The sequence below is a fragment of the Pseudochelatococcus sp. B33 genome, from assembly GCF_053570585.1.
Genome location: NZ_JBSEFH010000012.1, coordinates 80,764 through 103,686 on the forward strand (window position 1 = coordinate 80,764; position 22,923 = coordinate 103,686).

Sequence of the window (22,923 nt, forward strand, 5' to 3'; positions counted from 1 at the left end):
GGCTCTGTGGCGCCAATACGCTCATGTTCTACGTCAATCTCGCGCTCGCGGGCGCTGTACAGGGGCTTTTGCTTGCCACAATCGCCCTGGCCGTAACCTTGTGCTTTTCGGTCGCGCGCTTTTCCAATGCCGCGACCGGGGACCTTATGACCGTGGGGGCTTATGCGGTCGTAGCCTCGCAGATGATAGTCGGAACTTCGCTTGCCGGCGGCATCGCTGTATCGGTCATAAGCGTCTGCCTTATCAGTCTGGCCTCATATTGGCTGGTATTCCGGCGGTTGAGTCACTCGTCACCCATCATGGCGCTGATCGCGTCGGTGGGATTGGCTTTCCTCATGCGTGGCATTGTTTCGTTCTTCGCTGGTCACGGGCAATATCCCATTGATTATCCGATACGCAAGGCGCTCGTCTTCCAAGGTATACGGATCGTGCCGATCGATATCTGGATATCGCTATCCTCAATCGGACTGCTCGCCATTGTGTTCTGTATTCTCTACCTGACGCAGATCGGCCTGCATGTGCGGTGCTTGGCGGATAACAGGGAATTGGCCCGCGCCAGCGGCATCAAGACGAACAGGGTGATGGTCGTTCTTTGGGCGCTGGTTGGTGTTGTCACCTCATTGGGTGGCGTGATGACGGGTATGAAGACCATCGTCAATCCGGAAATGGGTTGGAACCTGTTGCTGCCGGGCTTCGCTGCAGCGGTATTGGGGGGGCTGGGCAACCCTATCGGTGCGGTGGTCGCAGCTGTCCTGCTGGGCGTGTCGAGCGAGATGATCACGCCGCTCGTCGGGTTCGTCTACAAGACCGCCTTTTCCTATGCGGTCTTGATGATAATTCTGATTCTTCGTCCCGAAGGCATTTTCGGGCGTGTCGAACAGGTGCGGTGATGACTCATTACCTGCTCACTCTGATTTCGATCGGCGGCATCTACTTGCTGATGGCTCAGGCACTGAACTTCCAGTACGGGTTCTCCGGGTTAGCCAATTTCGGCGTCGTAGGCTTCTTCGCGACAGGAGCATATTGCTCCGCCGTTCTGACCCTCTATGGACTGCCTGTCGCCGCAGGGATCGCGGCAGGCGCGGTGCTCGCAGGAATCCTGGGACTTGTGATCTCGACACTGTGTCTGGGCCTGAGGTCGGATTACCTGGCCATCGTGACGTTGGGGTTCAGCGAGACTGTCCGAATAACAGCGGTCAGTGAAGAGTGGCTGACGAACGGAACGCGCGGTCTCGCTGGCATTCCGTCTATGTCGTTGCCCATCCTTGATGCCAATGTCGCGAATGCTGCTATCATCGTGACCGCGAACGTTGTCGTCGCCGTAGGGCTTGTGTTGTTGATCAAGAGCCCGTTTGGCAGAACCATCCGTGCCGTTCGCGACGATGAGATCGCCGTGGAAGCCATTGGAAAGATGCCATTGGCATTCAAGCGACGGGTCTTTGCGCTCGGCAGTGCGATTATCGGTGTCGCCGGCGCACTCTATGGCCACTACATTGGTTACATCAGCCCGGATCAGTTTCTGCCGTTGACGACGTTCTATGTCTGGATCGCGGTCATCATGGGTGGTGCCGGGCGACTGTCTGGTCCTCTCCTGGGTGCGCTGATACTTACGCTGTTCCTGGAGGGGTCGCGTTTTTCACGCGATTTCGCGATCGGCATATCGGAGGTCGAGATGGCCAGCATCCGTTTCAGCATCATCGGATTTGCCTTGATTGCGCTTGCCATATGGCGTCCGCAGGGGCTTTTGGGGGATTACACCAAGAAATGAGCTTGGTCCTGACAAACCTGAATAAGGCCTATGGCGGACTTGTTGTCGTGAGAAACGTCAGCATGGAGGCGCCCGCGGCGCAACTCACCGGGCTAATCGGCCCGAATGGGGCGGGCAAGACGACGCTATTCAGCCTTGTCAACGGCGTGCAGTCTCTTGATAGCGGCACGGTCTCACTCCACGGCCACGATCTGACGGGCCAGCGCGCCTATCGCCGTGCCAGAGCCGGATTGGGCTGGACGTTTCAGGTGCCCCGTCCGTTCTCGCATCTGACCGTCCACGAAAACCTGTGCGTTGCGGCAATGAATCAGCCGGGAGACAGCGTAGGCAAGGTCCTGTTTACCAGACGCAACGTCATCCGTTACGAGAAGGAGCTTCACGAGCGAGCGGATGGCGTTCTTGAGTTCCTTCGATTGACCAGGGTGCGCGAACAATTCGCCCGTGATCTTTCCGGCGGTCAGAAGAAACTGATGGAACTTGGCCGCGTCCTTATGCTGGAACCGAGTTTCATCCTTCTCGACGAACCCTTTGCGGGCGTGAATCCCGCTCTTATCGAGGAACTTGCCGAGCGTATCTGCGAAGTGAAGGAGCGGGGCATCGGCTTTCTCATCATCGAGCACAATATCGGCGCGCTGTCCCGGTTAGTCGGGCGTATGATTGTCATGGACCGCGGAGAGATCATAGGGGACGGGGCACCTGATGTTGTCCTGGCTGATGAGCGAATCCGCCTCGCCTACATGGGAGGCGAAGCATGAGCCTGCTCTCCATCCAAGAGTTGTTCGGCGGTTACGGCGAGGGCGATATTCTCAAAGGGGTGAACATCCATGTCGGGGAGCAGGAAATCGTCACCGTCGCAGGGACGAACGGTGCCGGCAAGTCGACGCTGGTCAAGGCCATCATGGGCCTGCTCACGCACGTCCGGGGCAAGATCATCTTCGATGGCATTGATCTGCTGGCTTTTAGTGCCGAAGCACGCGCTGAATTGGGGATCAGCTATGTGCCACAAGTGGCCAATGTCTTCAGCACTCTCACGATTATCGAGAATCTGAGTTCGACACCCGTCCCCGCTAAAGAACGGTCGCGTCGTATCGAAGAGATGTTTGCGCAGTTTCCAGCACTGAGGGAACGTAAGCGGACACTGGCACGCGCGCTTTCCGGAGGCGAACGCCAGCAACTCGCGTTTGCCCGTGCACTGATGACACAACCGAAGCTGATCGTCCTGGATGAGCCTACTGCGGCTCTTTCGCCGGCGTTGAGCGACCAGGTTTTCCAGCGGGTAGTTGAACTGCGCCGCCACAATTGCTCAGTGCTGATCATCGAGCAAAGAGCACGTCAGAGCCTGGCAAAGAGCGATCGGGGATACATTCTGGATCTCGGCAAAGTTGCGGCCTCGGGTGCGGCGCCGGATCTTCTGGCAGATGCATCGCTTGCGGAAATGTTCCTTGGCATCCATCGCGATGAGCACTCGCCTTGATCCGCCAGAACGACCTGAAAGTGCAGTAGAAGCCTGAGGAGAAAATCGAAGGGAGGCCCTCTGACCTACACATGGTGATGTTGTTCAAGGTTGTGAGGATGGCTTCTATCGTGCCGATTGGAAGCTAAGCGTTCACTCCTCCTGGTTTTCCGGATTCCTTAGCGTTGCCCAAGACACGCAATGCGCGACAGACAAAAGGGGAATAGGTGTGCAGACAGCCTTCATCACGGGTGCGACGAGCGGAATAGGGCGCGCCATTGCAGTCTCGCTGAGCGAGGCCGGTTATAATGTTTATGCGGTCGGCCGCAGCAGATCGGCTCTGGAAGAGTTACGCGCCGAGCGGCCCGGCATTACCCCGGTTGCCGTCGACGTCACCGACCGCGACGCGATCGAAGCGGCAGTGACCGGCCTGCATATCGACGTGCTGATCAACAATGCCGGCATCATGCCTCCGCTCGGAAACTTCGCTGACATGAAGGTTTCTGACATTGATGCTGTTCTGGAAGTCAATCTCAGCGCGGCGATTCTGCTGACTCGGTTGATCGTCCCGCAGATGCGGGAACGGCAATCCGGCCATATTGTCTTCACAGGATCGTCGGCGGCCCATGCCGCGTTTCCTAATGTTGCCGTCTATTCCGCTACCAAGGCGGCGATTGCTGGCTTTGCGGCCGCGCTGCGCGCGGACCTTTCGCAATACGGCGTCCGCGTGACCGAGATCGTGCCCGGCCGCGTGGAAACCCAACTCTACAAGGACATACTCGAGGCTGAGGCGCGTGCTGCCATGTATGCCGGCAACCTCGCCGTGCAGCCCGAGGATGTGGCCAGAATGGTGGTCGCCCTGCTCGATCTACCTGCATGGGCTGACGTGACCCGTTTCGACATCATGCCAACCCGCCCGACCACGCCGAGCGGAAGCAAGTGAGGAGATGGATATGAAGGATCTTTCGGTACTTATTGTCGGCGGCGGTTCCGGTCTCGGTGCCTTGCTGGCCCAAATGGCTGTCGAAGACGGGGCCGCCAGGGTCGGCATCGTTGACATCAATAGGCAGGCCGGGGAGGCCGCGCTCGAGCCGGCGCGTGCGAAGGGCCTCCAGACGGCCGTTGCCGAAGGTGACATCCAGGTCGGTTCGCAAGCCCATGCCGCCTTCGATGCTGTCGCATCGGAACTGGGGCGAATCGACACGTTGATCAACTGCGCCGCAATCTATCCGCGCCGCCCGCTCCTTGAGATCACGGATGTCGAGTGGGATGCCTCCAACGGCATCAACATCAAGGGTACCTACCACATGATGGTGGCCGCCGTCCGGCACATGCAGGCGCAGGAGCCAAAGGATCAGATCCGGGGACGCATCGTCAACCTGACATCGGTCGATGCCTTCAAAGCTCACCCGCAGAACGCCCACTACGCCGCGACCAAGGCCGCGGTCGTCAGCCTCACGCGTTCCTTCGCGCATCATGTCGCCAAGGACGGCATTCTGGTCAATTCGGTTGCGCCGGCCGGCATGGCGACGGAACGCGCCCGCGCACTCGGCTTCCTTGAGGAGCTTGCCAAGGCCAGCCCCCTGGGCCGCGGCGCGCAGCCGACCGAGATCGCCGAATGGGTGCTGATGACCGGCGGCCCGAAGAACACATACATGACCGGCGAGAACGTCATCGTCTCCGGCGGGTACATCTATGCCTGATCGCATCAGGCCCCCTGCCGGTCGGGCAACCGATACCGCCGTGTATCCGGCGGTGACACCCTGAACAGAAGGAGGGACAGACGATGAGCGGTAAGCTGCGCCTTCCCCCGCTCAACGCCCTGCGGGTCTTCCATGCGGTCGCCCGTCACAGGAGCCTGCGTCAGGCCGCCGACGAACTGCTGGTGACGCCCCAGGCCGTGGGGCAGCAGATAAAGCTGCTTGAGGATACGCTGCAGGTTACCCTGTTCGAGCGCAGGGGACGCTCGATCGAGCTGACGGAGTCGGCGATTCTCTTGTCCCACTATGTGGAGGCCGGCTTCAACGAGTTTGCGGAGGGGGTGCGGCGGGTCACGAAGGCCTCCTATCGCAACCGCATCAACCTCAATGCCAGCCCCTACTTCGCAACCCGCTATCTCCTGCCGCGTCTGTCCTCCTTTCGCGAGATCCTGCCGGGTGCCGACCTGCGCCTGACCACGATGATCGACATACCGGACTTCGCCCGCGACGACATAGACATGGCAGTGCAGTGGGGTTACGGCGACTGGCCGGAGTACGAGTGCACGTTGCTTGTTCCCGACCCGAAGATCATCTGCTGCACCCTGCAAATCAGAGAACAGATATCGACCCCTGCAGATCTCACCCGGTTCACCCTGCTCGATATGGTCAAGTCCAAGCGCCTTTGGCCGGACATTCTGCGTTTTCTCGGCGTCGAACCGGCGGACGGCGGCAGAAGCATCGGTTTCGACAGCGCTGCCTCGATGCGCCGTGCCACCTTGCAGGGCATCGGTGTCGGTCTCCTTTCCGTCGCCGACGCGGAGGAGGATCTGCGCTCCGGCGCTCTGGTGGCTCCGCTCGGATGCGACGTGCTGGCCGGCATGAATGCCGACGAGGTTCCGGGCTTCTATCTCGTGCTTCCGCGCGGGCATCTGCGGGTGAAGAGCGTTGCCGCGCTTCATCGTTGGCTGATCCAGCAGGAGTGGAGCGTGTTGTGAGGACTTTGCGATTTCGGATTCCGATGCGGCATCGCCGCCGGGTGTTCGGAAAGTGTTCAGGGTCAGCCCCGGCCGCGCACCCAATAACGTTTCTTATTCAGAGGAGATCACAATAATGGAGACGAAGAAGACCATGAAGATCTTGAAATCGGGAGCCATGGCGCTTGCACTCGCCATGACCCAGTTTGCGCCTGCCGCCGAGGCGGCCGGCGGCAAGACGCTGGAAACCGTCAAGGCGCGTGGCACGCTCCTGTGCACCGGCCATGACGGTTCCTATCTCGGCTTCGCCGAGGTCGACGACAAGGGCAACTGGAAGGGACTTGACATCGACCTGTGCCGCGCCGTTGCTACTGCGGTCCTGGGCGATCCCTCGAAGGTGACCATCATCCCGATCAGCTGGGCGCAGCGCTGGCCGGCGCTCCAGTCGGGCGAGGTCGACCTCGTCATCAAGGCATCGGGCGCGACGCTCAGCCGCGATACCGACCTCGGCCTCCAGTTCTCGTTGTCGTATTATCTCGGCACGACCAAGATCATGGCGCACAAGGAGCTGGGTCTCGCCTCGCTCAAGGACGCCGATGGCGGCACGATCTGCATTCCTGCCGGCACGACCCAGCAGCAGCAGATCGCCTCCTATACCGCCAAACTCGGCATCAAGCTCGAGCCAGTCTTGATCGAAAAGACCGAGGAACTGGAGCAGGCCTATTTCTCCGGCCGTTGCGACCTCTATACCCAATGGGGGCCGGTGCTGGCGATCGCGCGCGTCGCAAAGGGCAATGTCGAGGAGCACGATATCCTGCCCGACGTGCTGGCGCTTGAGCCGGAAGTCGTCGTGATGCGCCAGGGCGACGACAACTGGGTCGATATCGCCAACTGGACGCTTTCCGTCCTGTGGTTCGCCGAGCAGGAAGGCATAACCTCGCAGAACGTCGACGAAATCCGCGCCAATCCACCGAGCCCCGAAATCAGCAAGCTCCTGGGCGTGACGCCGGGCATGGGCTCGGGTCTCGGCCTTCCCGATGACTGGGCCTACAAGGTCATCAGGAATGTCGGCAATTATGCCGAGATTTTCGACCGCAACCTCGGTGCGGGCTCGCCCTATAAGATGGATCGCGAAATGACGGCGCTGTGGAACGCCGGCGGCGTTCTCTTCCCCTACCTGATCGACTGACGGATCAGCCCCGCCCGGCGTTGCGGGCGGGGCTGCCTCCGTTTCGGAAAAAGCCTGTCAGGAGAAAGCCCTCATGTTTGCCTTGTTGCGCCGCCAGAAAGTCCGCAATGCGCTATTGCAAGCGCTCTTCGTCGGGACGATAGCCTATATCGTCATCGGGGGCTGGCTGAACGCGCAGCAGACAATGCAGCAGCAGCGCATCGTGTCCGGCTTCGGCTTCCTGTGGAGGTCAACCGGCTGGGAAGGTAATTTCTCCTTGCTGTCGGCGACCCCGAACGACCCCTATTGGTGGTTTTTCGTCATCGGGCTCGTCAATACGCTGTTTCTCGGGACGGTCGGGCTCGTGCTGGCCACGCTGGTCGGCCTGATGATCGGTCTGGCGAGAATATCGTCGAACGAGATGCTCCGGCTTCTGGGGCGCATCTACGTCGACTTCTTCAGAAACATCCCGCTGATCCTCCAGGTTTTCTTCTGGTACGCTTTCGTGACGCACCTGCCGGCACCGCGCGGCGCCTATGATTTCGGAGGCCTGAAGCTCAGCAGCCGCGGCATCTACGCGCCCGTTCCCAATGTGGACGGGGGATATCTGCTGGCATCTGCTGTCTGCCTGCTCGCGGCGATTGTCGTTCCCCTCTGGCTGGGCGGCACCCGCCGGATCGCCCGTCCGCCTGGAGAAAGGCGCAGCCTGCGTCTCGTTGCGTTCCTCGGCCTTCTGGCGCTTGCCGTACTGGTTTTCGTAGCCGGCCGTGTTCCGGGCGAACCGCTCTTCAGCGTGCCGCAGTTGCAAGGGCTGAACCTGCGCGGCGGCGTGCGCATCTCGCCCGAGTTTTCGGCTCTCGTCATCGCGATGACGATCTACGGCGGGGCCTATATCGGCGAGATCGTCCGCGGCGGTTTCAAGGCTGTCGGTCGCGGGCAGGTCGAGGCCGCCGAGTCCCTCGGCCTGACGCCGTGGCGGATATTCTGCCACGTTCGTCTGCCGCTGGCCTTGCGCGCTATGCTGCCGATCCTCGCCAACCAGTACATCTGGCTCATCAAGGCGACCACGCTCGGCATCACCATCGGCTTCACCGATTTCTTCATGGTCGTGGCGATCACCATCAACCAGTCGGGCAATACGCTGGAGGCCATCGGAATTCTCATGGCGGGCTTTCTTCTCATCAACCTGTCCCTGGCCGCGCTGTTCAATCATGTCAACAAGGCCATTGCCCTCAAGGGCAACCAGTTGCGGAGCTAAGGGATGACAGCTCTCCAAACTGCCGCCGGCTATCGGCTTTCGAGCCTGCGCAAGCGCTTTTTCCCGACACCGCTGCAGGCAGCGCTCTCGCTCGCCTCGCTGCTGCTGCTCGCCACTCTCGCGTGGAGGATACTCGACTGGGCGATCCTGTCGGCTGTATTTACCGGCGAGGGCGGCCCCGCGGCCTGCGCGGGGGCGCAGGGAGCCTGCTGGTCGGTGATCGCCAATCGCTGGCGCATCATCATGTTCGGTCTCTACCCTTACGAGGAACAGTGGCGGTCGGCGCTGGCCTGTCTTGTCGTCGTCGTCATGATCGTACTGAGCTGCCTGCCGGCCTTCTGGACCGGGAAGCGGATCGCGGCCGTCTGGATACTGGGCGCGGTGCTGTTCTACGGTCTCATGAAGGGCGGCGTCTTCGGACTGCGTTACGTCGGAGAAGAGGCATGGGGCGGCCTTGCTCTTACCCTGTTCATCTTCGTTTCCACCTGCCTGATCGGTTTTCCGCTGGCGATCGCCCTGGCGCTTCTGCGGCGGACCGAGCTGCCGTGGATCTCACGCGTGACGGGTCTCGTCATCGATTGCGTCCGCTCACTGCCGCTGATCTCGATCCTGTTCGCCTTCGCGGTCGTGGTGCCTTTCATGCTGCCGAACTGGTTGCAGGGCGACAAGCTCTATCGGGTGATCGTCGGCTCTGCGTTGTTCTTCGCCGCTTATCAGGCCGAGATCGTGCGCGGTGGCCTGCAGGGCGTCGCACACGGACAGGAAGAAGCTGCCAGGGCGCTCGGCATCCGCTACTGGCATCGCATCAGCCGCATTCTTCTGCCGCAGGCGATGCGCAATGCGCTGCCGGCGACGATCAACCAGTTCGTGATCTCCTTCAAGGAAACGTCGCTCGTCATCGTCGTCGGCTTCTTTGAGATTCTGGCGTCGGGTAATGCCGCCTATGGCACCGGCGAGTGGACCTTTGCCTATGTCGAGGTCTACGCGTTCATCGCCCTCATCTATTTCGTCTTCGTTTTCAGCCTGTCCCGCTACGGCGCCTTCCTCGAGTGGCGCACGGCGATCGGCACACGCTAGGAACTCGTCATGACCCAGATCCTGCCGCCAGAGACGCCAGCCGTCCAGATCGAGGCAATGAGTAAGCACTATGGAGCGTTCAAGGCTCTGAGCAACATAAACCTGATCGTGCCCAGGGGGCAGAAGGTGGTCGTGTGCGGCCCTTCCGGTTCCGGCAAGTCGACGATGATCCGCTGCATCAACCGGCTCGAGCAGCATGATGAGGGCCGCATTATCGTTCTTGGCACGGAACTGAATGACGACGTCGCCCGCATCGACGAAATCCGCCGCGAGGTCGGCATGGTGTTTCAGCACTTCAACCTTTTTCCGCACATGACGGTGCTGGAGAATTGCGTACTGGCGCCGACGCTGGTGCGCAATATTCCCCGTGCGCAGGCCGAAGCCACCGCGATGCGGTATCTGGAGAAGGTCCGCATTCCGGAGCAGGCGTTGAAATATCCGGGCCAGCTTTCCGGCGGCCAGCAGCAGCGCGTGGCGATTGCGCGCGCGCTGTGCATGCAGCCGGAAATCCTTCTCTTCGATGAACCCACGTCGGCGCTCGACCCGGAAATGATCAACGAGGTGCTCGATGTCATGGTCACGCTCGCTTCCGAGGGCATGACGATGATCTGCGTCACTCACGAGATGGGCTTTGCCCGCCGCGTTGCCGACCGGGTGATCTTCATGGATGCCGGCGAGATCGTCGAGGAGGGACCGCCCGAAACGTTCTTCGTCTCGCCGACCAACGAGCGCACGAAGCAGTTCCTGTCGCAGGTTCTGCGGCACTGACGTGGCGAATGAAGGGGCTGCGCCATGACCGACCTTGCTACTCCGCTATCTCAGGTGCTCGGCCCGAAAGGCTGGCTTTCCGGAGAGGATGCCGCGCCCTACAGGCGCGACTGGCTTGACCGCTGCGGCGAGCAACCGCTCGGCGTGGCGCGGCCGGCCTCGACGCAGGAAGTCGCGCAGGTGATGAAAATCTGCGCCCGCGCAGACGTGCCGGTGGTGCCGCAGGGCGGCAACACCGGCCTTTGCTGCGCCAGCGTGGTCGACGGCGGCGATGGCGTCATCCTGTCTCTGGAGCGCATGGCTCGCATCGCTGAGCCGGACCGGGCGAGCGGCTCGGTCGAGGTGGAGGCGGGAGCCGTGCTGGCGACGCTGCATGAAAGCCTCGTGCCTCACGGGCTGATTTTTCCGCTGCATCTCGGGGCGGAGGGCAGTGCCCGGATCGGAGGGCTGATCGGCACCAACGCCGGCGGCAGCCACGCACTGCGCTACGGCATGACGCAGGATCTCGTTCTCGGTCTCGAAGTCGTCTTGGCCGACGGCACCGTCTGGAACGGCCTGCGTGCGGTACAAAAGGACAATGCCGGCTACCAGCTTCGCAAGCTGTTCTGCGGGGCGGAGGGCACGCTGGGCGTCGTCACCCGCGCGATCCTCAAGCTCTATCCTGCCCCCAGACAGCGCACGACCGCACTCCTGACCGCACCAAGCCTTGCTGCTGCCGTCGAATTCGGCGTTCGCGTGCGCACCGAGGCGGCGGAATTCCTCTCCGGTCTGGAGTTCTTTTCCGATACGGGCCTGTCTTTCGTTCTCGACCACCTTGATGTCGGCGGGTTCCCATTGAAGACGCGCGGCGAAACGCATCTTTTGATCGAACTCGGTTCGGCTTCCTCCCTTGTTCCGCTGGACGACATCCTGATGGCCCTGTTCGAGTGGGGGCTCGAACAGGGGCTGGTCCTTGACGGCACGCTGGCGTCGTCGAACGTGCAACGTGCGCATTTCTGGAAGCTGCGCGAGGAACTGCCTGAGGGACAACGGCTGGAAGGCCCGCAGCTCAAGCATGACATATCCGTCCCCCCGGGCCGGGTGGCGGATTACGTCGACGAGGCGCGGACGCTGTGCGACGGGTTGCTGCCGGGCATTCGCGCCAATCCGTTCGGCCATCTCGGCGACGGCAACATCCACTTCAATCTCTCGCCGCCGCCGTCCGCTGCCGATTTCAGCGGGCGGGGCAGGGACATCGCCCAGGCGCTGGCCGTGCTCGCGACGCAGATGGGCGGCAGCTTCGCCGCCGAGCACGGCCTCGGGCGCAGCAAGATCGCGCTCGCCGACAGCCAGCGCAGCACGGTTGAGCGCAATCTGATGGCGACCCTCAAACGCGCGCTCGATCCGGACGGCCTGTTGAATCCCGGCGTCATCGTCGCCCGGCAGGTAAAAAGAATAACTTTATAATGGGCCGGATTTCTTCATTTCGCTCCGGTGCGCGGACGGGCACCCTTCAGACGGGCCGACAGAGCCGGCGATGGCCGGCGGCATACAAGAAAAAGAGGTGAATGATGCGTAATGGCGGTCAGCTTCTCGTCGAATGTCTTCTGGCGCTCGGAGCGGCCAAAAGCTTCGGGGTTCCCGGCGAAAGCTATCTTGCCGTTCTCGATGCGCTGCATGACACGGTGGGCAGGCTCGACTACATTCTGTGCCGCAACGAGGGTGGCGCGGCCTTCATGGCCGCCGCCTATGGCAAACTGACCCGCACACCCGGCATCTGCTTCGTCACGCGTGGCCCAGGCGCGACCAATGCCGCGATCGGCGTCCACACCGCCATGCAGGACAGTGTGCCCTTGATCCTGTTCGTCGGTCAGGTCGGTACTGATATGAAAGGCCGCGAGGCCTTTCAGGAAATAGACTACCGCGCCGCATTCGGCGCCATCGCGAAATGGGCGGTTGAGATCGACCGGGTCGAGCGGATCCCGGAGGTTGTCGCGCGTGCCTGGAGCACGGCGCTGTCCGGCCGGCCCGGCCCCGTCGTCGTTGGGCTGCCGGAAGACGTGCTGGCAGCATCAACCGACGTGCCGCCCCTTGCCGGCGCGGCGCGGATATCGGAGCCGGGCGCGACACTCGAAGCCGTCCAGGAGGCGACGGGCATTCTCGAAGCGGCACAACAGCCGCTGATCCTGATCGGCGGGGCAAACTGGAGCGATGCCGGGCGGGCGTCGCTGAAGGCGTTCGCAGAGTCATCCGACATTCCCGTCGTCGCTGCGTTCCGCTTCCAGGATCAATTCGACAATCATTCGCCGGTGTTCGCAGGCGAGGCCGGTGTCGGCATGCCGCCGCACGTGCGCCGCCTGATCGGCGAGGCCGACGTGATCCTCGCCATCAACGTCCGCTTCGGCGAAATGACGACGGACGGCTACAGCCTGTTGTCGGTTCCCTGCGCCCGTCAGACGCTGATCCATGTCCACGCCTCGGACCGCGAAATCGGCAAGATCTATCAGCCCGCCCTCGGCATTCAGGCCGGCCCGAATGCCTTCACCGGCGCGCTGACGCCGGTCTCCGGCCCATGGGCGCAGTGGCGCACGACGGCGCGGGCCGACTACGAGAAGGCCTTCGACGCGCCGGCGCAGCCGAGCCCCGTCGACATGGTCGCGGTCATGCAATGGCTGGGCGAGGCGTTGCCTCCCGACGCCATCCTCACCAACGGTGCCGGCAACTTCACGGTCTGGCCGAACAAGTTCTTCCGCTTCGGCGAAAAGGCGCGACTGCTCGCGCCCCAATCGGGCGCGATGGGCTACGGATTGCCCGCCGCCATCGCCGCCAAGGTCGCGTATCCCGGGCGCGTCGTCGTGTGCTTCGCCGGCGATGGCGATTTCCAGATGAACTGTCAGGAACTCGGGACCGCCATGCAGGCAGGCGCGCAACCGATTGTCCTCATCCTCAACAACGGCATCTACGGCACCATCCGTGCGCATCAGGAGCGCAACTTTCCCGCGCGCGTTTCCGGTACGACGCTGCGGAACCCCGATTTCGTCGCGATCGCCCGCGCCTACGGCTTCCATGCCGAGCGCGTCGTCACGACCGCCGATTTTCCCGCGGCATTCGAGCGCGCACTCGCATCCGAGAGCGGCGCGGTTCTCGATCTCGATATCGCCGCGGAGGCGCTCACGCCGCGCCAGACCCTTTCCCAGATGCGCGCCGCCGCGCTCGCTTCGCTGAAGGCCAAGGAATGACCAGACGAACAAGTGACAGCCGCCCAAATAGCATTCGTCTTGGAGCGGATATAGGAGGCACGTTCACCGACATCGCGCTCGATGTCCGGGGCACGATCTATTCGACCAAGGTTCTGACCAATTACGCCGCACCCGAACAGGCGATCCTCGACGGCATCGAGGAGGTGGTGAAGCAGGCCGGCATCGCCTTCGGCGATCTCGACCTCGTCATTCACGGCACGACGCTTGCCACCAATGCGCTGATCGAGCGCCGGGGTGCGAAGACGGCTTTCGTCACCACCGAGGGGTTTCGCGACGTCATCGAGATGCGGACGGAAAACCGCTTCGAGCAATACGACATCAACCTGCGCCTGCCCCCGCCGCTGATCCCGCGCGAACACCGCTACACGGTCGCCGGCCGCATCGGTGCGGAAGGGCAGGAGCTTCAGCCTCTGGACGAGGCGGCGCTTGAGGCGATCGCCGACAGGATCGCGGCTGAGGGTTTCGGGGCCGTCGCCATCGGCTTCATCCACTCCTACACCAACCCCTCTCATGAGAAACGGGCACGGGACATCCTTGCCCGCAAGCTCGACATTCCGATTTCGCTCAGCGCCGAGGTCTCACCCCAGATGCGCGAGTTCGAGCGGTTCAACACCGTCTGCGCCAACGCCTATGTGCGTCCGCAGATCGGTGAGTACCTGCTGCGCCTGCAGGAGCGGCTGAAGCAGATGGACGTGAGCGCGCCCGTCTTCATGATTCACTCGGGCGGCGGTTTGATCTCGGTCGAGACGGCGTCGGAATTTCCAGTGCGGCTCGTCGAATCCGGCCCCGCTGGCGGCGCGATCTTTGCAGCCGACATCGCCCGCCGTTTCGGCATCTCGTCCGTCGTGTCCTACGACATGGGCGGCACCACAGCGAAGATCTGTCTCATCGAGGATTTCACACCGCGTACGGCCCGCACCTTCGAGGTCGCGCGAACCTACCGCTTCTGCAAGGGATCAGGCATGCCGATCTCGGTCCCCGTCATCGAGATGATCGAGATCGGCGCGGGTGGCGGCTCCATCGCCTGGATCGACGCCATGGGCCGCATCCAGACGGGGCCGGAAAGCGCGGCGTCCGAACCCGGCCCCGCCTGTTACGGGCGTGGCGGCGAAAGGCCCGCCATTACCGACGCTGACCTGCTTCTCGGCAAGATCGACCCCGACAATTTCGCCGGCGGCGCGATCAGGCTCGATCGCGGCGCTTCGGAAGCCGCCGTCGGGCGCCATATCGGTGATCGGCTGTCGCTTGGCACCCTGCCGGCTGCTTTCGGCATCTGTGAGGTGGTGGACGAGAACATGGCCAATGCCGCGCGCGTTCACGCGGTGGAAAACGGCAAGAACATCTCCGACAACATCATGATTGCTTTCGGCGGTGCGGCGCCGCTGCACGCCGCAAGACTGTGCGAGAAGCTCGACATCGACCGCTGTCTGGTGCCGGAAGGCGCAGGCGTCGGCTCGGCCATCGGCTTTCTCAAGGCGCCGTTCGGCTACGAGGCGCTCGCTTCGCGGCTTGTACGGCTGGCGCGCTTCGATGCCGATGAGGTCAACGCGCTGCTCGACAGTCTGAAGACGACGGCGGAAGGCTTCGTGCGGGCTGGCACCGATGGCCGGATCGTGCGCGAGATCACCGCCTTCATGCGCTATGCCGGGCAGGGCTGGGAGATCCCCGTTCCCTTGCCCGACCGCGCTTTCAACGCCCGCGATGCGGCATGGCTGAAGGATGAGTTCCGTTCCCATTATGCCCACTTCTTCGGCCGCGCGATCGATGGCCTCGATGGGCTGGAGATCGAGGTCGTCACGTGGTCGGTGAAGGCGCAGGACGAGCAGGCAGCACCTTTGCGCCACGAGATCACGCTCGGCCATCGCACCGTTTCGTCTGCGATCGCACGCGACGTCTTCGACCCGGCGACGGCTTCGATGCAACCGTCGCTCATCATCGAGCGCACCGATCTGCGGCCCGGTGACCGGGTTCCCGGACCAGCCGTGATCGTGGAGCGCGAAACCTCCACGGTCGTTACGACTCCGTTCGACGCCGTGTTGCAGGACGACGGTTCCATCCTGCTCGTCCGCAAGGAGATCGAGGCATGAGCGACATTGGCAATATCCGCATGCAGGTGATGTGGAACCGTCTGGTATCCGTTGTCGAGGAGCAGGCGCTGACCCTGCTGCGCACTGCTTTCTCGACTTCGGTCCGTGAATCGGGCGACCTGTCGGCCGGTATCTTCAACCCGCAGGGCGAGATGCTGGCCCAGGCCGTGACCGGAACGCCCGGCCACGTCAACACGATGGCCGAAGCGGTTGCCCATTTCATGACCGCGATTCCACGCGATGAGATGTTCGAGGGCGATACCTACGTCACCAACGACCCTTGGCTCGGCACGGGGCATCTGCACGATATCACCATGGTATCGCCGTCCTTCCTCGACGGCAGGCTCGTCGCCTTCTTCGCCTGCACGGCCCATGTGGTCGATGTCGGCGGGCGCGGTTTCGGTGCGGACGGCAAGTCCGTCTACGAGGAAGGCATCCAGATCCCGATCATGAAATTCGCCGAGAGGGGCGTGGTCAATCGCGACCTCGTGCACCTGCTGCGGGTGAACGTGCGTGAGCCGAACCAAGTGGTCGGCGACTTCTATTCGCTCGCCGCCTGCAACGATGTCGGCAGCCGCCGGCTCATCGACATGATGCGCGAGGCCGGGCTCGCCTCGCTCGACGAACTTGGCGACTTCATCTTCTCGCGCACCCGGGAGGCGATGCTTACCCGCATCGCCGGCTTGCCAAAGGGCAGCTGGTCCAACGAGTTGACAACCGACGGTTATGACGAGCCGGTGAAGCTTGCTGCCGCCGTGACCATCGGCGAAGACGGGCTGCATGTCGACTTTTCCGGGAGCGATCCGCAGAGCCGCTGGGGCATCAACGTTCCGATCATCTACAGCAAGGCTTATGCCTGCTATGCACTCAAGTGCGTCGTGGCGCCGGATATTCCCAATAACGCGGCGTCGCTTGCCCTGTTTACGGTATCCTCGCCCACCAACATTCTCAACGCCGCCCGTCCCGCGCCGGTATCCCTGCGCCACGTCATCGGGCACATGGTGCCGGATCTGATCCTCGGTGCGCTGGCCCGCGCGCTGCCGGACCGGATTCTCGCCGAGGGAGCGGCGGCCCTGTGGAACATCCATATCTCGGTTCGTCCCGTCGCCGGCGTGGAAGGCCGCCACGCCGAGGTGCTGATGTTCAATTCCGGCGGCATGGGCGCCCGCCCGGGGCTCGACGGCCTGTCGGCCACGGCTTTCCCTTCCGGCGTCCACACCATGCCGATCGAGGCGACTGAGAATACCGGCCCGATCGTCGTCTGGCGCAAGGAACTGCGGCCCGATTCCGGCGGAGACGGCGAGTTTCGCGGAGGCCTCGGCCAGATCATCGAGATAGAGGCGCTCGACGGGCATGAGTTCGACTTCTCCGCCATGTTCGATCGCGTCCGCCATCCCGCCAGGGGAAGGGCAGGGGGAGCGGCCGGCCGCGCGGGCGTCGTGCGGCTCGACGACGGCACGCTGATGCGGCCGAAGGGTTGGCAGCACGTGCCGGCCGGCCGCCGCCTCGTCCTCGAACTGCCCGGCGGCGGCGGCTACGGCCCGGCCGAGCGCCGCAGGGCCGAGGCGCGCCAACTCGACCTGACCAGAGGATACATTACGGAGGAAACCAGATGAGCTACATCGCATCCCGGCTGTCGGTCGTGAAGCCGTCCGCCTCCATGGCCGCATCGCAGGCGGCCAAGGCGCTGCGGGCGCAGGGGATAGACGTCATCGATCTTGGCCTCGGCGAGCCGGATTTTCCGACCCCTTCGCACATCATCGACGCTGCCTTCGCGGCCGCAAGGGCGGGTGAGACGCTCTATACCGCTGCCGCCGGCACACCTGCCGTGCGCGAGGCCGTTGCCGCCAAGTTCCGGCGCGAGAACGGGCTCGATTATGGCGCGGACGATATCGTTGTCGCCAACGGTGCCAAGCAGATCATCTTCAACGCCCTCCTGGCAACGCTGGAGCCGGGCGACGAGGCGATCCTGCCTGCCCCCTATTTCGTTTCCTACCCGGAAATGGTGAAGCTGCTCGGCGGTTCGCCGGTGATCGTGGAGTGTCCGGAGACGACGGGCTATCGTCTGACCGCGGAACGGCTGGAGGCGGCGATCACGCCGCGCACCAAATGGCTGTTCCTCAACACGCCCGGCAATCCCACCGGTGCAGTCTATTCCGAAGCCGATCTGAAAGCGCTCGGCGCGGTTCTGGCGCGGCACCCGCAGGTGCTGGTGCTGTCCGATGAAATCTACGAGCACATCATCTTCGACGGGCGTCCCTTCGTCTCCTTCGGCAAGGCCTGCCCGGAACTCAGGGACCGGAGCCTGATCGTCAACGGCGTCGCCAAGTCCTATGCCATGACGGGCTGGCGCGTCGGCTATGCCGCCGGGCCCGCGCCACTGCTCAAGGCGATGGCGACGATCCAGAGCCAATCCGTCACCTCCGTCTGCTCGATCGCCCAGGCAGCGACCGTGGCTGCCCTCAACGGTCCGCAGGACGAGGTGGCGCGGTTCCGCCATGCCTTCGAGCGTCGGAGAAATCTTGTGGTCGAGGGTATCGCCGGTATCGACGGCCTGACGCTCGTCGCTCCCGAAGGGGCGTTCTACGCCTATATCGGCTGCACCGGCCTGATCGGGCGCCGCACGCCGGACGGCACAGTGTTGGAGAACGACGTCGCAGTGTCCCACTACCTTCTGAACCGGGGGCGGGTATCGCCGGTTCCCGGCCTTGCCTATGGCCTGTCGCCCTATTTCCGCATCTCGACAGCCACCGCCGACGAGACCCTGACCGAGGCCGTGTCCCGCATCGGGACCGCCGTGGACGAACTGGAGTAAGCCGCCATGGCACGTTACGAACGCATTCTGCTCACCGGCGCAGCTGGCAGGCTGGGCACCGAACTGCGCAAGGGGCTCGCGCCTCTCGCCGACAAGATCAGACTGGGAGCGCGCAAGGGCTTCGATGACCTCGCCCCCAACGAGGAGCGGGCCGTTTTCGATCTTGCCGATATGGAAGCCACTATCGAGGCGACGCGCGACTGCGATGCGATCGTCCATTTCGGTGGCGCCTCGCTGGAATCGCCGTGGCAGACCATTCTCGACGCCAATATCCGCGGCTCCTACCACATCTACGAGGGGGCGCGGAAGCACCGCGCGCGGCGCGTCGTCTACGCCTCCTCCGTGCATGCCATCGGCTATCACGAGCTCGAAGCCCACATCGGTGTCGACGCGCCGGTGCGACCCGACAGCCTTTACGGCGTGTCGAAGAATTTCGTCGAGAGCCTGAGCCGCCTCTACTGGGACAAGTTCGGCATTGAATCCGTCTGCCTGCGCATTTTCTCGTCGTTCCCGGAACCGGTCGACCGGCGCATGCTCTGGTCGTATCTGTCGTTCGCCGACTGTATCCGGCTCGTCGAGGCATCGTTGACCGCGCCGCGCGTCGGCCACACCATTTCCTTCGGCCTGTCGGACAATAGGGTGAAGACGGTGGATAACAGCGGCGCCAATCATCTGGGCTACGTTCCGCGGGACAGCTCGGAGCCGTTCCGCGAGGCCGTCGAGGCAAAAACGCCGGTTCCAGACCCGCAGGCAGCCTCGGTGAAGTATCTCGGTGGCTGGTTCTGCGAACTGGGTCATCCTGACGACGAGAGGTGAGATCGGCGCTCCCGGTGGGCGGTGTCGAGGCCGGGCGTATCGGGCGCATCTTTGAATCGCTTAAGGAAAGATATGCGACTGAAAACTAGGTTCCTCGATAGTGTCTTCGGGGAACACGGGTCTCCGATTCCGATAGGTCAATAAACCCGGTCTGTAGTTAGATACACCCGGCGTATCGACAACGATGCAAGTGCCAAGTTTTTCAAAGGATATCTTGAAATGATAGCCTGATTTCGCAACGATAAGATCGAATTCGTCGAGCTTAACACCCTGGCTATAGAAGGCTGCCGGATCTTGAGTGAAGCCCGGAATGCTCGTAACAAGCAAAGTCAGATTGCCTCGACGCAGGATTGCGGTGCCTCCCAACATTCCTGGCTCACCGGCGAGAAACGGCCCTTCATGTATGAAGTGCCCATCTCCCAGGTTTTCGATCAACCAGCTTCCCGTAACAGGGGGAACGTCTTTCGAAAGCCTGCCTCCAATCGGCTCCGAGTAGATCGCGCCGCAGCCGAGGCTCTTTGCATTTGAAACAGCTATTGGCTCTGTCAATGGAACGACGGCTCGCATGGACGGCCAGTGCTCCAACAATGCGGAAATGATAGCAGTACCATCGCCGGGTGCTCCGGCGAGCACCCGGTCTCCCTGATCGCCAATGATGACCGGTCGAACTGTCCGCTCCTCGGCGAGACTTCTCAAAACATCATCCAAAGGCGCAAAGTCCGGCGTAAATTCATGCCGGCGCTCCCACAAATGACGCGCAAGCCTGGTTGCCGTCTCTTTTCCGAGGGCGGCATCGTCGTTTGAGATTACCGTCACACATTGGCCGGCCAGTGCCACGTCGAGCAGCGTATGTGTATTGTAGATCGATATATCGACAATAGACGGTTCTTCTGAAAGAATCTCGCGCCGGGAATTGTGTATGTCCGCCAGGGGTCCGGCGGCCGTTTCCATCTTGCTTCCGAACATCAGCGGAATCCACACTGCTGTTGTGACCGGTTTAATTTCCTTTTCGATCGCTCGCAACATGAGTGCAACGGCTCGTTCGCCAGCAATATGATAGTCGGTATGCGGGTTTTCCTTGCATGCAACAACGACATTCGCGGCGGCGAGCATCGCAGGGGTAACATGAGCGTGCAGATCGAGGCTGACAGCAATCACCGCCTGCGAACCGACGACATGGCGCAGCGCACCGAGAAGATCACCCTCCGGATCGTCGAGAGACTCCGTAATCATGGCGCCGTGGAGTTCCAGATAGACGCCATCAGGTTGTGCGCTGGCTGCCGCTTTCAGAATGTCATTTTTTAATGCTGTATACACGGCATCGAGGACTGGACCTCCGGGAGGGGCCACGGCGGATAAAGCGGGCACAATCACCGCACCCTCTTTTTCCAGTTCACTGATCGCGCCACCTAGCGAGGAATTTGTTTGCCGCGCTGCAACCACCAGTTCCCGGCCACGATGCACGACAAAATTCTCCTGTGACGTCCTCAAGGACGTAAAGCTATTGCCCTCATGAAAGATTCGAGCAACGAGGATGCGAACCATGGAGGCCACCCCATTTTTAGGAAAACACAGTGAAATCACGTCTGACTATTTAGACATAAGCAGAAAAGGGGATCGGTGAGGTACGGCCACATCCTTAGATCGTCGCAAGCGGCGTAACAGGCGAGCCCGCAGCGCCCGGCAATCTCAGCGGAGGCGCTGAGAGAAAGAACCGGAATCTGCCGCGTTTTCCAAGACTCTCCGCGAGCTCCGCCAGATGCCACAGTTCGCCCAACGGCATTCCGAGCTTGAACAGGCAGTGCTCATGGAGCGGAGCGGCGGCGCAGGGAAGCTGTGCCGGGGCGGCGGGAAGCGCCTCTATAGCGTAGTTGTCGGCAACGAGCGCGGCGATCTCGGCTTCTCCAATCCACGCCAGAAGTTGCTCGTCCCGACCCTCGAGTTCGATCGCGTTCGCCCGCAATCGCTCCAGATCCGGTTTGCCTGCCATTTCGACCAGAAGGTCGGCGAATCCCGTGCGGAGACAAACTATATCTCCCGGCTCCACCACAATTCCATCGATTTTCAAAACCGTCATCAGATCAGTGTAGGTGACGCGCCTTGCCGTCCCCCCGAAATGCTTGGTGAGATCGACAAGCACGCCTCTGCCCTGAATTCCCGCGACAGCCATGGCATCGATACCGATCGGACCTGCTGATGACCAGGTTCGCCCATCCGGCGCTACTCCCGCCACGACATCGGTTCCACCTCGATACCCATTGTAGTATATAGCCTCTGCGGTGCCGTCGCCATCTGCATCAAAAAGGGCACCGCCATGTGCAAGGCCATCCCATTGCGTCGAATATTGACAATAAAGCATCACGTAATCGTCGCTGATGACGTCAGTTGCGCCCGATGCCACATCGCGTAGCAGAAAGTTGTAGTTTATATTCTTCCCTCTCCTTGTGGGGCGTAGCTGCGGCGGATGCCTTCGAGGATTGAGGATGCTGCCGCCCGGCAAGTCCAACGGTAGGCTCAGGCAGAATACGATTCCCTCCCGGATTTCACGCGCCGCAGCCAGCCTTCTTTCATCGGTTATGAAATTCAACGTTCCCAGCCGATCGTTCACGCCGAAGCGGCCCCAATTGGAGCGCTCCGGCCGCTTCACCCACCGCTGGGCACAGCCCGATTTCTGCTTGTCAGTCACGCGTATCACCGTGCAATCCAGGTATTCCACCGCTTGAGGATCGTATCGTTGTTCTGGCCGAGCCATTCGTAGTCGATAGAGACGATACCTGGCAGGTTTTCCTGATAGGTCGGCTGTTCCTTCTGCTCTTCCGGCGAATAAAGTGCCAATGCTGATCTCGTTGATGGCGAAATCGCGGCGGCGCGTCCGTAAGCGACCTGAGCCTCCGGATTATCGAAATACCAATTCAGAAAGCGGATTGCGTTCTCCTTGTTTGGAGCATCCTTGAAGATCGACCAATGCGCCATGTTAAGGGTCGCGCCATCCCAAATTCTCTTGAGAGGAACACCTTCATTGCGGAGAAACTCGGTGCGTGTGTTCCATATGAGCCCGAGCGATACTTCCTTTTCCCGGAAGGCGCGCTGGATCTGATCGCCTGTACGCCACCAGACTGCGATGTGGGGACGAATCTCATCAAGCTTGGCAAACGCCCGATCAAGGTCGAGCGGAAAGAGCTCATTCGCCGGTACACCGTCTGCCAGTAATGCTCCGACTAATGCGCGCCAAGGATCGCCGAAATTGGAGAGAGCACGTGGCCCGGGAAAATTCTCTACGTCATAGAAATCCTTCCAGTCGGACGGCAGAGGTCCCTTGAAAAGGTCCTCGTTGGCGACAAGCAAAGTAGCGCCGAAACCCGAGAGCACACCATAGCGATTGCAGGTGTCCGGGAATCCATCAGTCTTTGCTTTCGGGACCAGTGCACAATCATTCCCCAGATCGAGGAGCAGTGAATTGCGCCCCGGCACCCATACATCGCCTGACCCAACTTCCATCAAATCCCACTCCACGCCGCTGGAGTCCGCCATGGCGCGGAGCAGGCCCCAGCGCTCGCCAAGCGCGCCGGCTACGAACGTGACTTCGATACCGGTTTCCTTGGTAAAGGGAGCGAATACATGCTCACGCAGGATCCGTTCATACTGACCGCCAGTCGCTGCCACCACGAGCTTCTTGCTGTCCTGGGCAAATGCAGGTGAGGCAAGTAAAAGTGCGGACATCGCACCCATGAAAAATTTCACGAGCCCGCAAGAACCGCGGGGACGATGCCGATCGCACGTATTGATACAATTTTTTTTCA

Annotated in this window: 20 protein-coding genes; 17 read left to right on the forward strand and 3 right to left on the reverse strand. The window is 61.9% G+C overall.

Going from position 1 to position 22,923, the window contains the following annotated elements; translation table 11 throughout:
• Positions 1-23: 23 nt before the first annotated feature.
• The 17 genes from ACUSIJ_RS14740 (at position 24) to ACUSIJ_RS14820 (ending at position 19,123) form a co-directional block, all read left to right on the forward strand.
• Positions 24-890, forward strand: coding sequence for a branched-chain amino acid ABC transporter permease (locus tag ACUSIJ_RS14740; protein ID WP_449309160.1), 867 nt, complete (start codon positions 24-26; stop codon positions 888-890).
• Positions 890-1,768 carry a branched-chain amino acid ABC transporter permease gene (locus ACUSIJ_RS14745; protein ID WP_449309161.1) on the forward strand — a complete coding sequence of 293 codons (879 nt, stop codon included), beginning with the start codon at positions 890-892 and terminating at the stop codon, positions 1,766-1,768. The genes ACUSIJ_RS14740 and ACUSIJ_RS14745 overlap by 1 nt, the downstream gene beginning before the upstream one ends.
• Entirely contained in the window at positions 1,765-2,523 is a 759-nt protein-coding gene (locus ACUSIJ_RS14750; protein WP_449309162.1) for an ABC transporter ATP-binding protein, read from the forward strand. Before ACUSIJ_RS14745 ends, ACUSIJ_RS14750 begins: the two co-directional genes overlap by 4 nt.
• Positions 2,520-3,242, forward strand: a complete 723-nt coding sequence (locus ACUSIJ_RS14755) for an ABC transporter ATP-binding protein (protein ID WP_449309163.1) — start codon at positions 2,520-2,522, stop codon at positions 3,240-3,242. The genes ACUSIJ_RS14750 and ACUSIJ_RS14755 overlap by 4 nt, the downstream gene beginning before the upstream one ends.
• Before the next feature lie 208 nt (positions 3,243-3,450).
• Positions 3,451-4,164 carry an SDR family oxidoreductase gene (locus ACUSIJ_RS14760; RefSeq protein ID WP_449309164.1) on the forward strand — a complete coding sequence of 238 codons (714 nt, stop codon included), beginning with the start codon at positions 3,451-3,453 and terminating at the stop codon, positions 4,162-4,164.
• A gap of 10 nt (positions 4,165-4,174) precedes the next feature.
• On the forward strand, positions 4,175-4,924 hold the full coding sequence (locus ACUSIJ_RS14765) for an SDR family NAD(P)-dependent oxidoreductase (RefSeq protein WP_449309165.1): 750 nt from the start codon (positions 4,175-4,177) through the stop codon (positions 4,922-4,924).
• A gap of 83 nt (positions 4,925-5,007) precedes the next feature.
• On the forward strand, positions 5,008-5,916 hold the full coding sequence (locus tag ACUSIJ_RS14770) for a LysR substrate-binding domain-containing protein (RefSeq protein WP_449309166.1): 909 nt from the start codon (positions 5,008-5,010) through the stop codon (positions 5,914-5,916).
• 115 nt (positions 5,917-6,031) lie between these two features.
• Positions 6,032-7,084, forward strand: coding sequence for an amino acid ABC transporter substrate-binding protein (locus ACUSIJ_RS14775; RefSeq protein WP_449309167.1), 1,053 nt, complete (start codon positions 6,032-6,034; stop codon positions 7,082-7,084).
• Between the two features lie 73 nt (positions 7,085-7,157).
• On the forward strand, positions 7,158-8,321 hold the full coding sequence (locus ACUSIJ_RS14780) for an amino acid ABC transporter permease (RefSeq protein WP_449309168.1): 1,164 nt from the start codon (positions 7,158-7,160) through the stop codon (positions 8,319-8,321).
• A gap of 3 nt (positions 8,322-8,324) precedes the next feature.
• Positions 8,325-9,398 (forward strand): amino acid ABC transporter permease, encoded by a 1,074-nt coding sequence (locus ACUSIJ_RS14785; RefSeq protein ID WP_449309169.1) that lies wholly within the window; start codon positions 8,325-8,327, stop codon positions 9,396-9,398.
• A 9-nt stretch (positions 9,399-9,407) separates the two neighbouring features.
• Positions 9,408-10,166, forward strand: a complete 759-nt coding sequence (locus ACUSIJ_RS14790; RefSeq protein ID WP_449309170.1) for an amino acid ABC transporter ATP-binding protein — start codon at positions 9,408-9,410, stop codon at positions 10,164-10,166.
• A gap of 24 nt (positions 10,167-10,190) precedes the next feature.
• Entirely contained in the window at positions 10,191-11,612 is a 1,422-nt protein-coding gene (locus tag ACUSIJ_RS14795; protein WP_449309171.1) for an FAD-binding oxidoreductase, read from the forward strand.
• 101 nt (positions 11,613-11,713) lie between these two features.
• Positions 11,714-13,384, forward strand: coding sequence for a thiamine pyrophosphate-dependent enzyme (locus ACUSIJ_RS14800; RefSeq protein WP_449309172.1), 1,671 nt, complete (start codon positions 11,714-11,716; stop codon positions 13,382-13,384).
• On the forward strand, positions 13,381-15,492 hold the full coding sequence (locus tag ACUSIJ_RS14805) for a hydantoinase/oxoprolinase family protein (RefSeq protein ID WP_449309173.1): 2,112 nt from the start codon (positions 13,381-13,383) through the stop codon (positions 15,490-15,492). Before ACUSIJ_RS14800 ends, ACUSIJ_RS14805 begins: the two co-directional genes overlap by 4 nt.
• Complete coding sequence (locus ACUSIJ_RS14810) at positions 15,489-17,108, forward strand: hydantoinase B/oxoprolinase family protein (protein ID WP_449309174.1); 1,620 nt, start codon at positions 15,489-15,491, stop codon at positions 17,106-17,108. Before ACUSIJ_RS14805 ends, ACUSIJ_RS14810 begins: the two co-directional genes overlap by 4 nt.
• Complete coding sequence (locus tag ACUSIJ_RS14815; protein ID WP_449309175.1) at positions 17,105-18,307, forward strand: pyridoxal phosphate-dependent aminotransferase; 1,203 nt, start codon at positions 17,105-17,107, stop codon at positions 18,305-18,307. Before ACUSIJ_RS14810 ends, ACUSIJ_RS14815 begins: the two co-directional genes overlap by 4 nt.
• A 6-nt stretch (positions 18,308-18,313) precedes the next feature.
• Positions 18,314-19,123 carry an NAD-dependent epimerase/dehydratase family protein gene (locus ACUSIJ_RS14820; protein WP_449309176.1) on the forward strand — a complete coding sequence of 270 codons (810 nt, stop codon included), beginning with the start codon at positions 18,314-18,316 and terminating at the stop codon, positions 19,121-19,123.
• Positions 19,124-19,183: 60 nt separating this feature from the next.
• Here the strand turns inward: ACUSIJ_RS14820 and ACUSIJ_RS14825 are convergent, their stop codons facing one another.
• The 3 genes from ACUSIJ_RS14825 to ACUSIJ_RS14835 all read right to left on the reverse strand — a co-directional run bounded on the left by ACUSIJ_RS14825 (position 19,184) and on the right by ACUSIJ_RS14835 (position 22,852).
• Positions 19,184-20,668: a M81 family metallopeptidase gene (locus ACUSIJ_RS14825; protein WP_449309177.1), complete on the reverse strand. Its 1,485-nt coding sequence runs from the start codon at positions 20,666-20,668 to the stop codon at positions 19,184-19,186.
• 94 nt (positions 20,669-20,762) lie between these two features.
• Positions 20,763-21,809, reverse strand: coding sequence for a cyclase family protein (locus ACUSIJ_RS14830; protein ID WP_449309178.1), 1,047 nt, complete (start codon positions 21,807-21,809; stop codon positions 20,763-20,765).
• A gap of 5 nt (positions 21,810-21,814) precedes the next feature.
• Entirely contained in the window at positions 21,815-22,852 is a 1,038-nt protein-coding gene (locus tag ACUSIJ_RS14835; protein WP_449309179.1) for an ABC transporter substrate-binding protein, read from the reverse strand.
• Positions 22,853-22,923 lie beyond the last annotated feature (71 nt).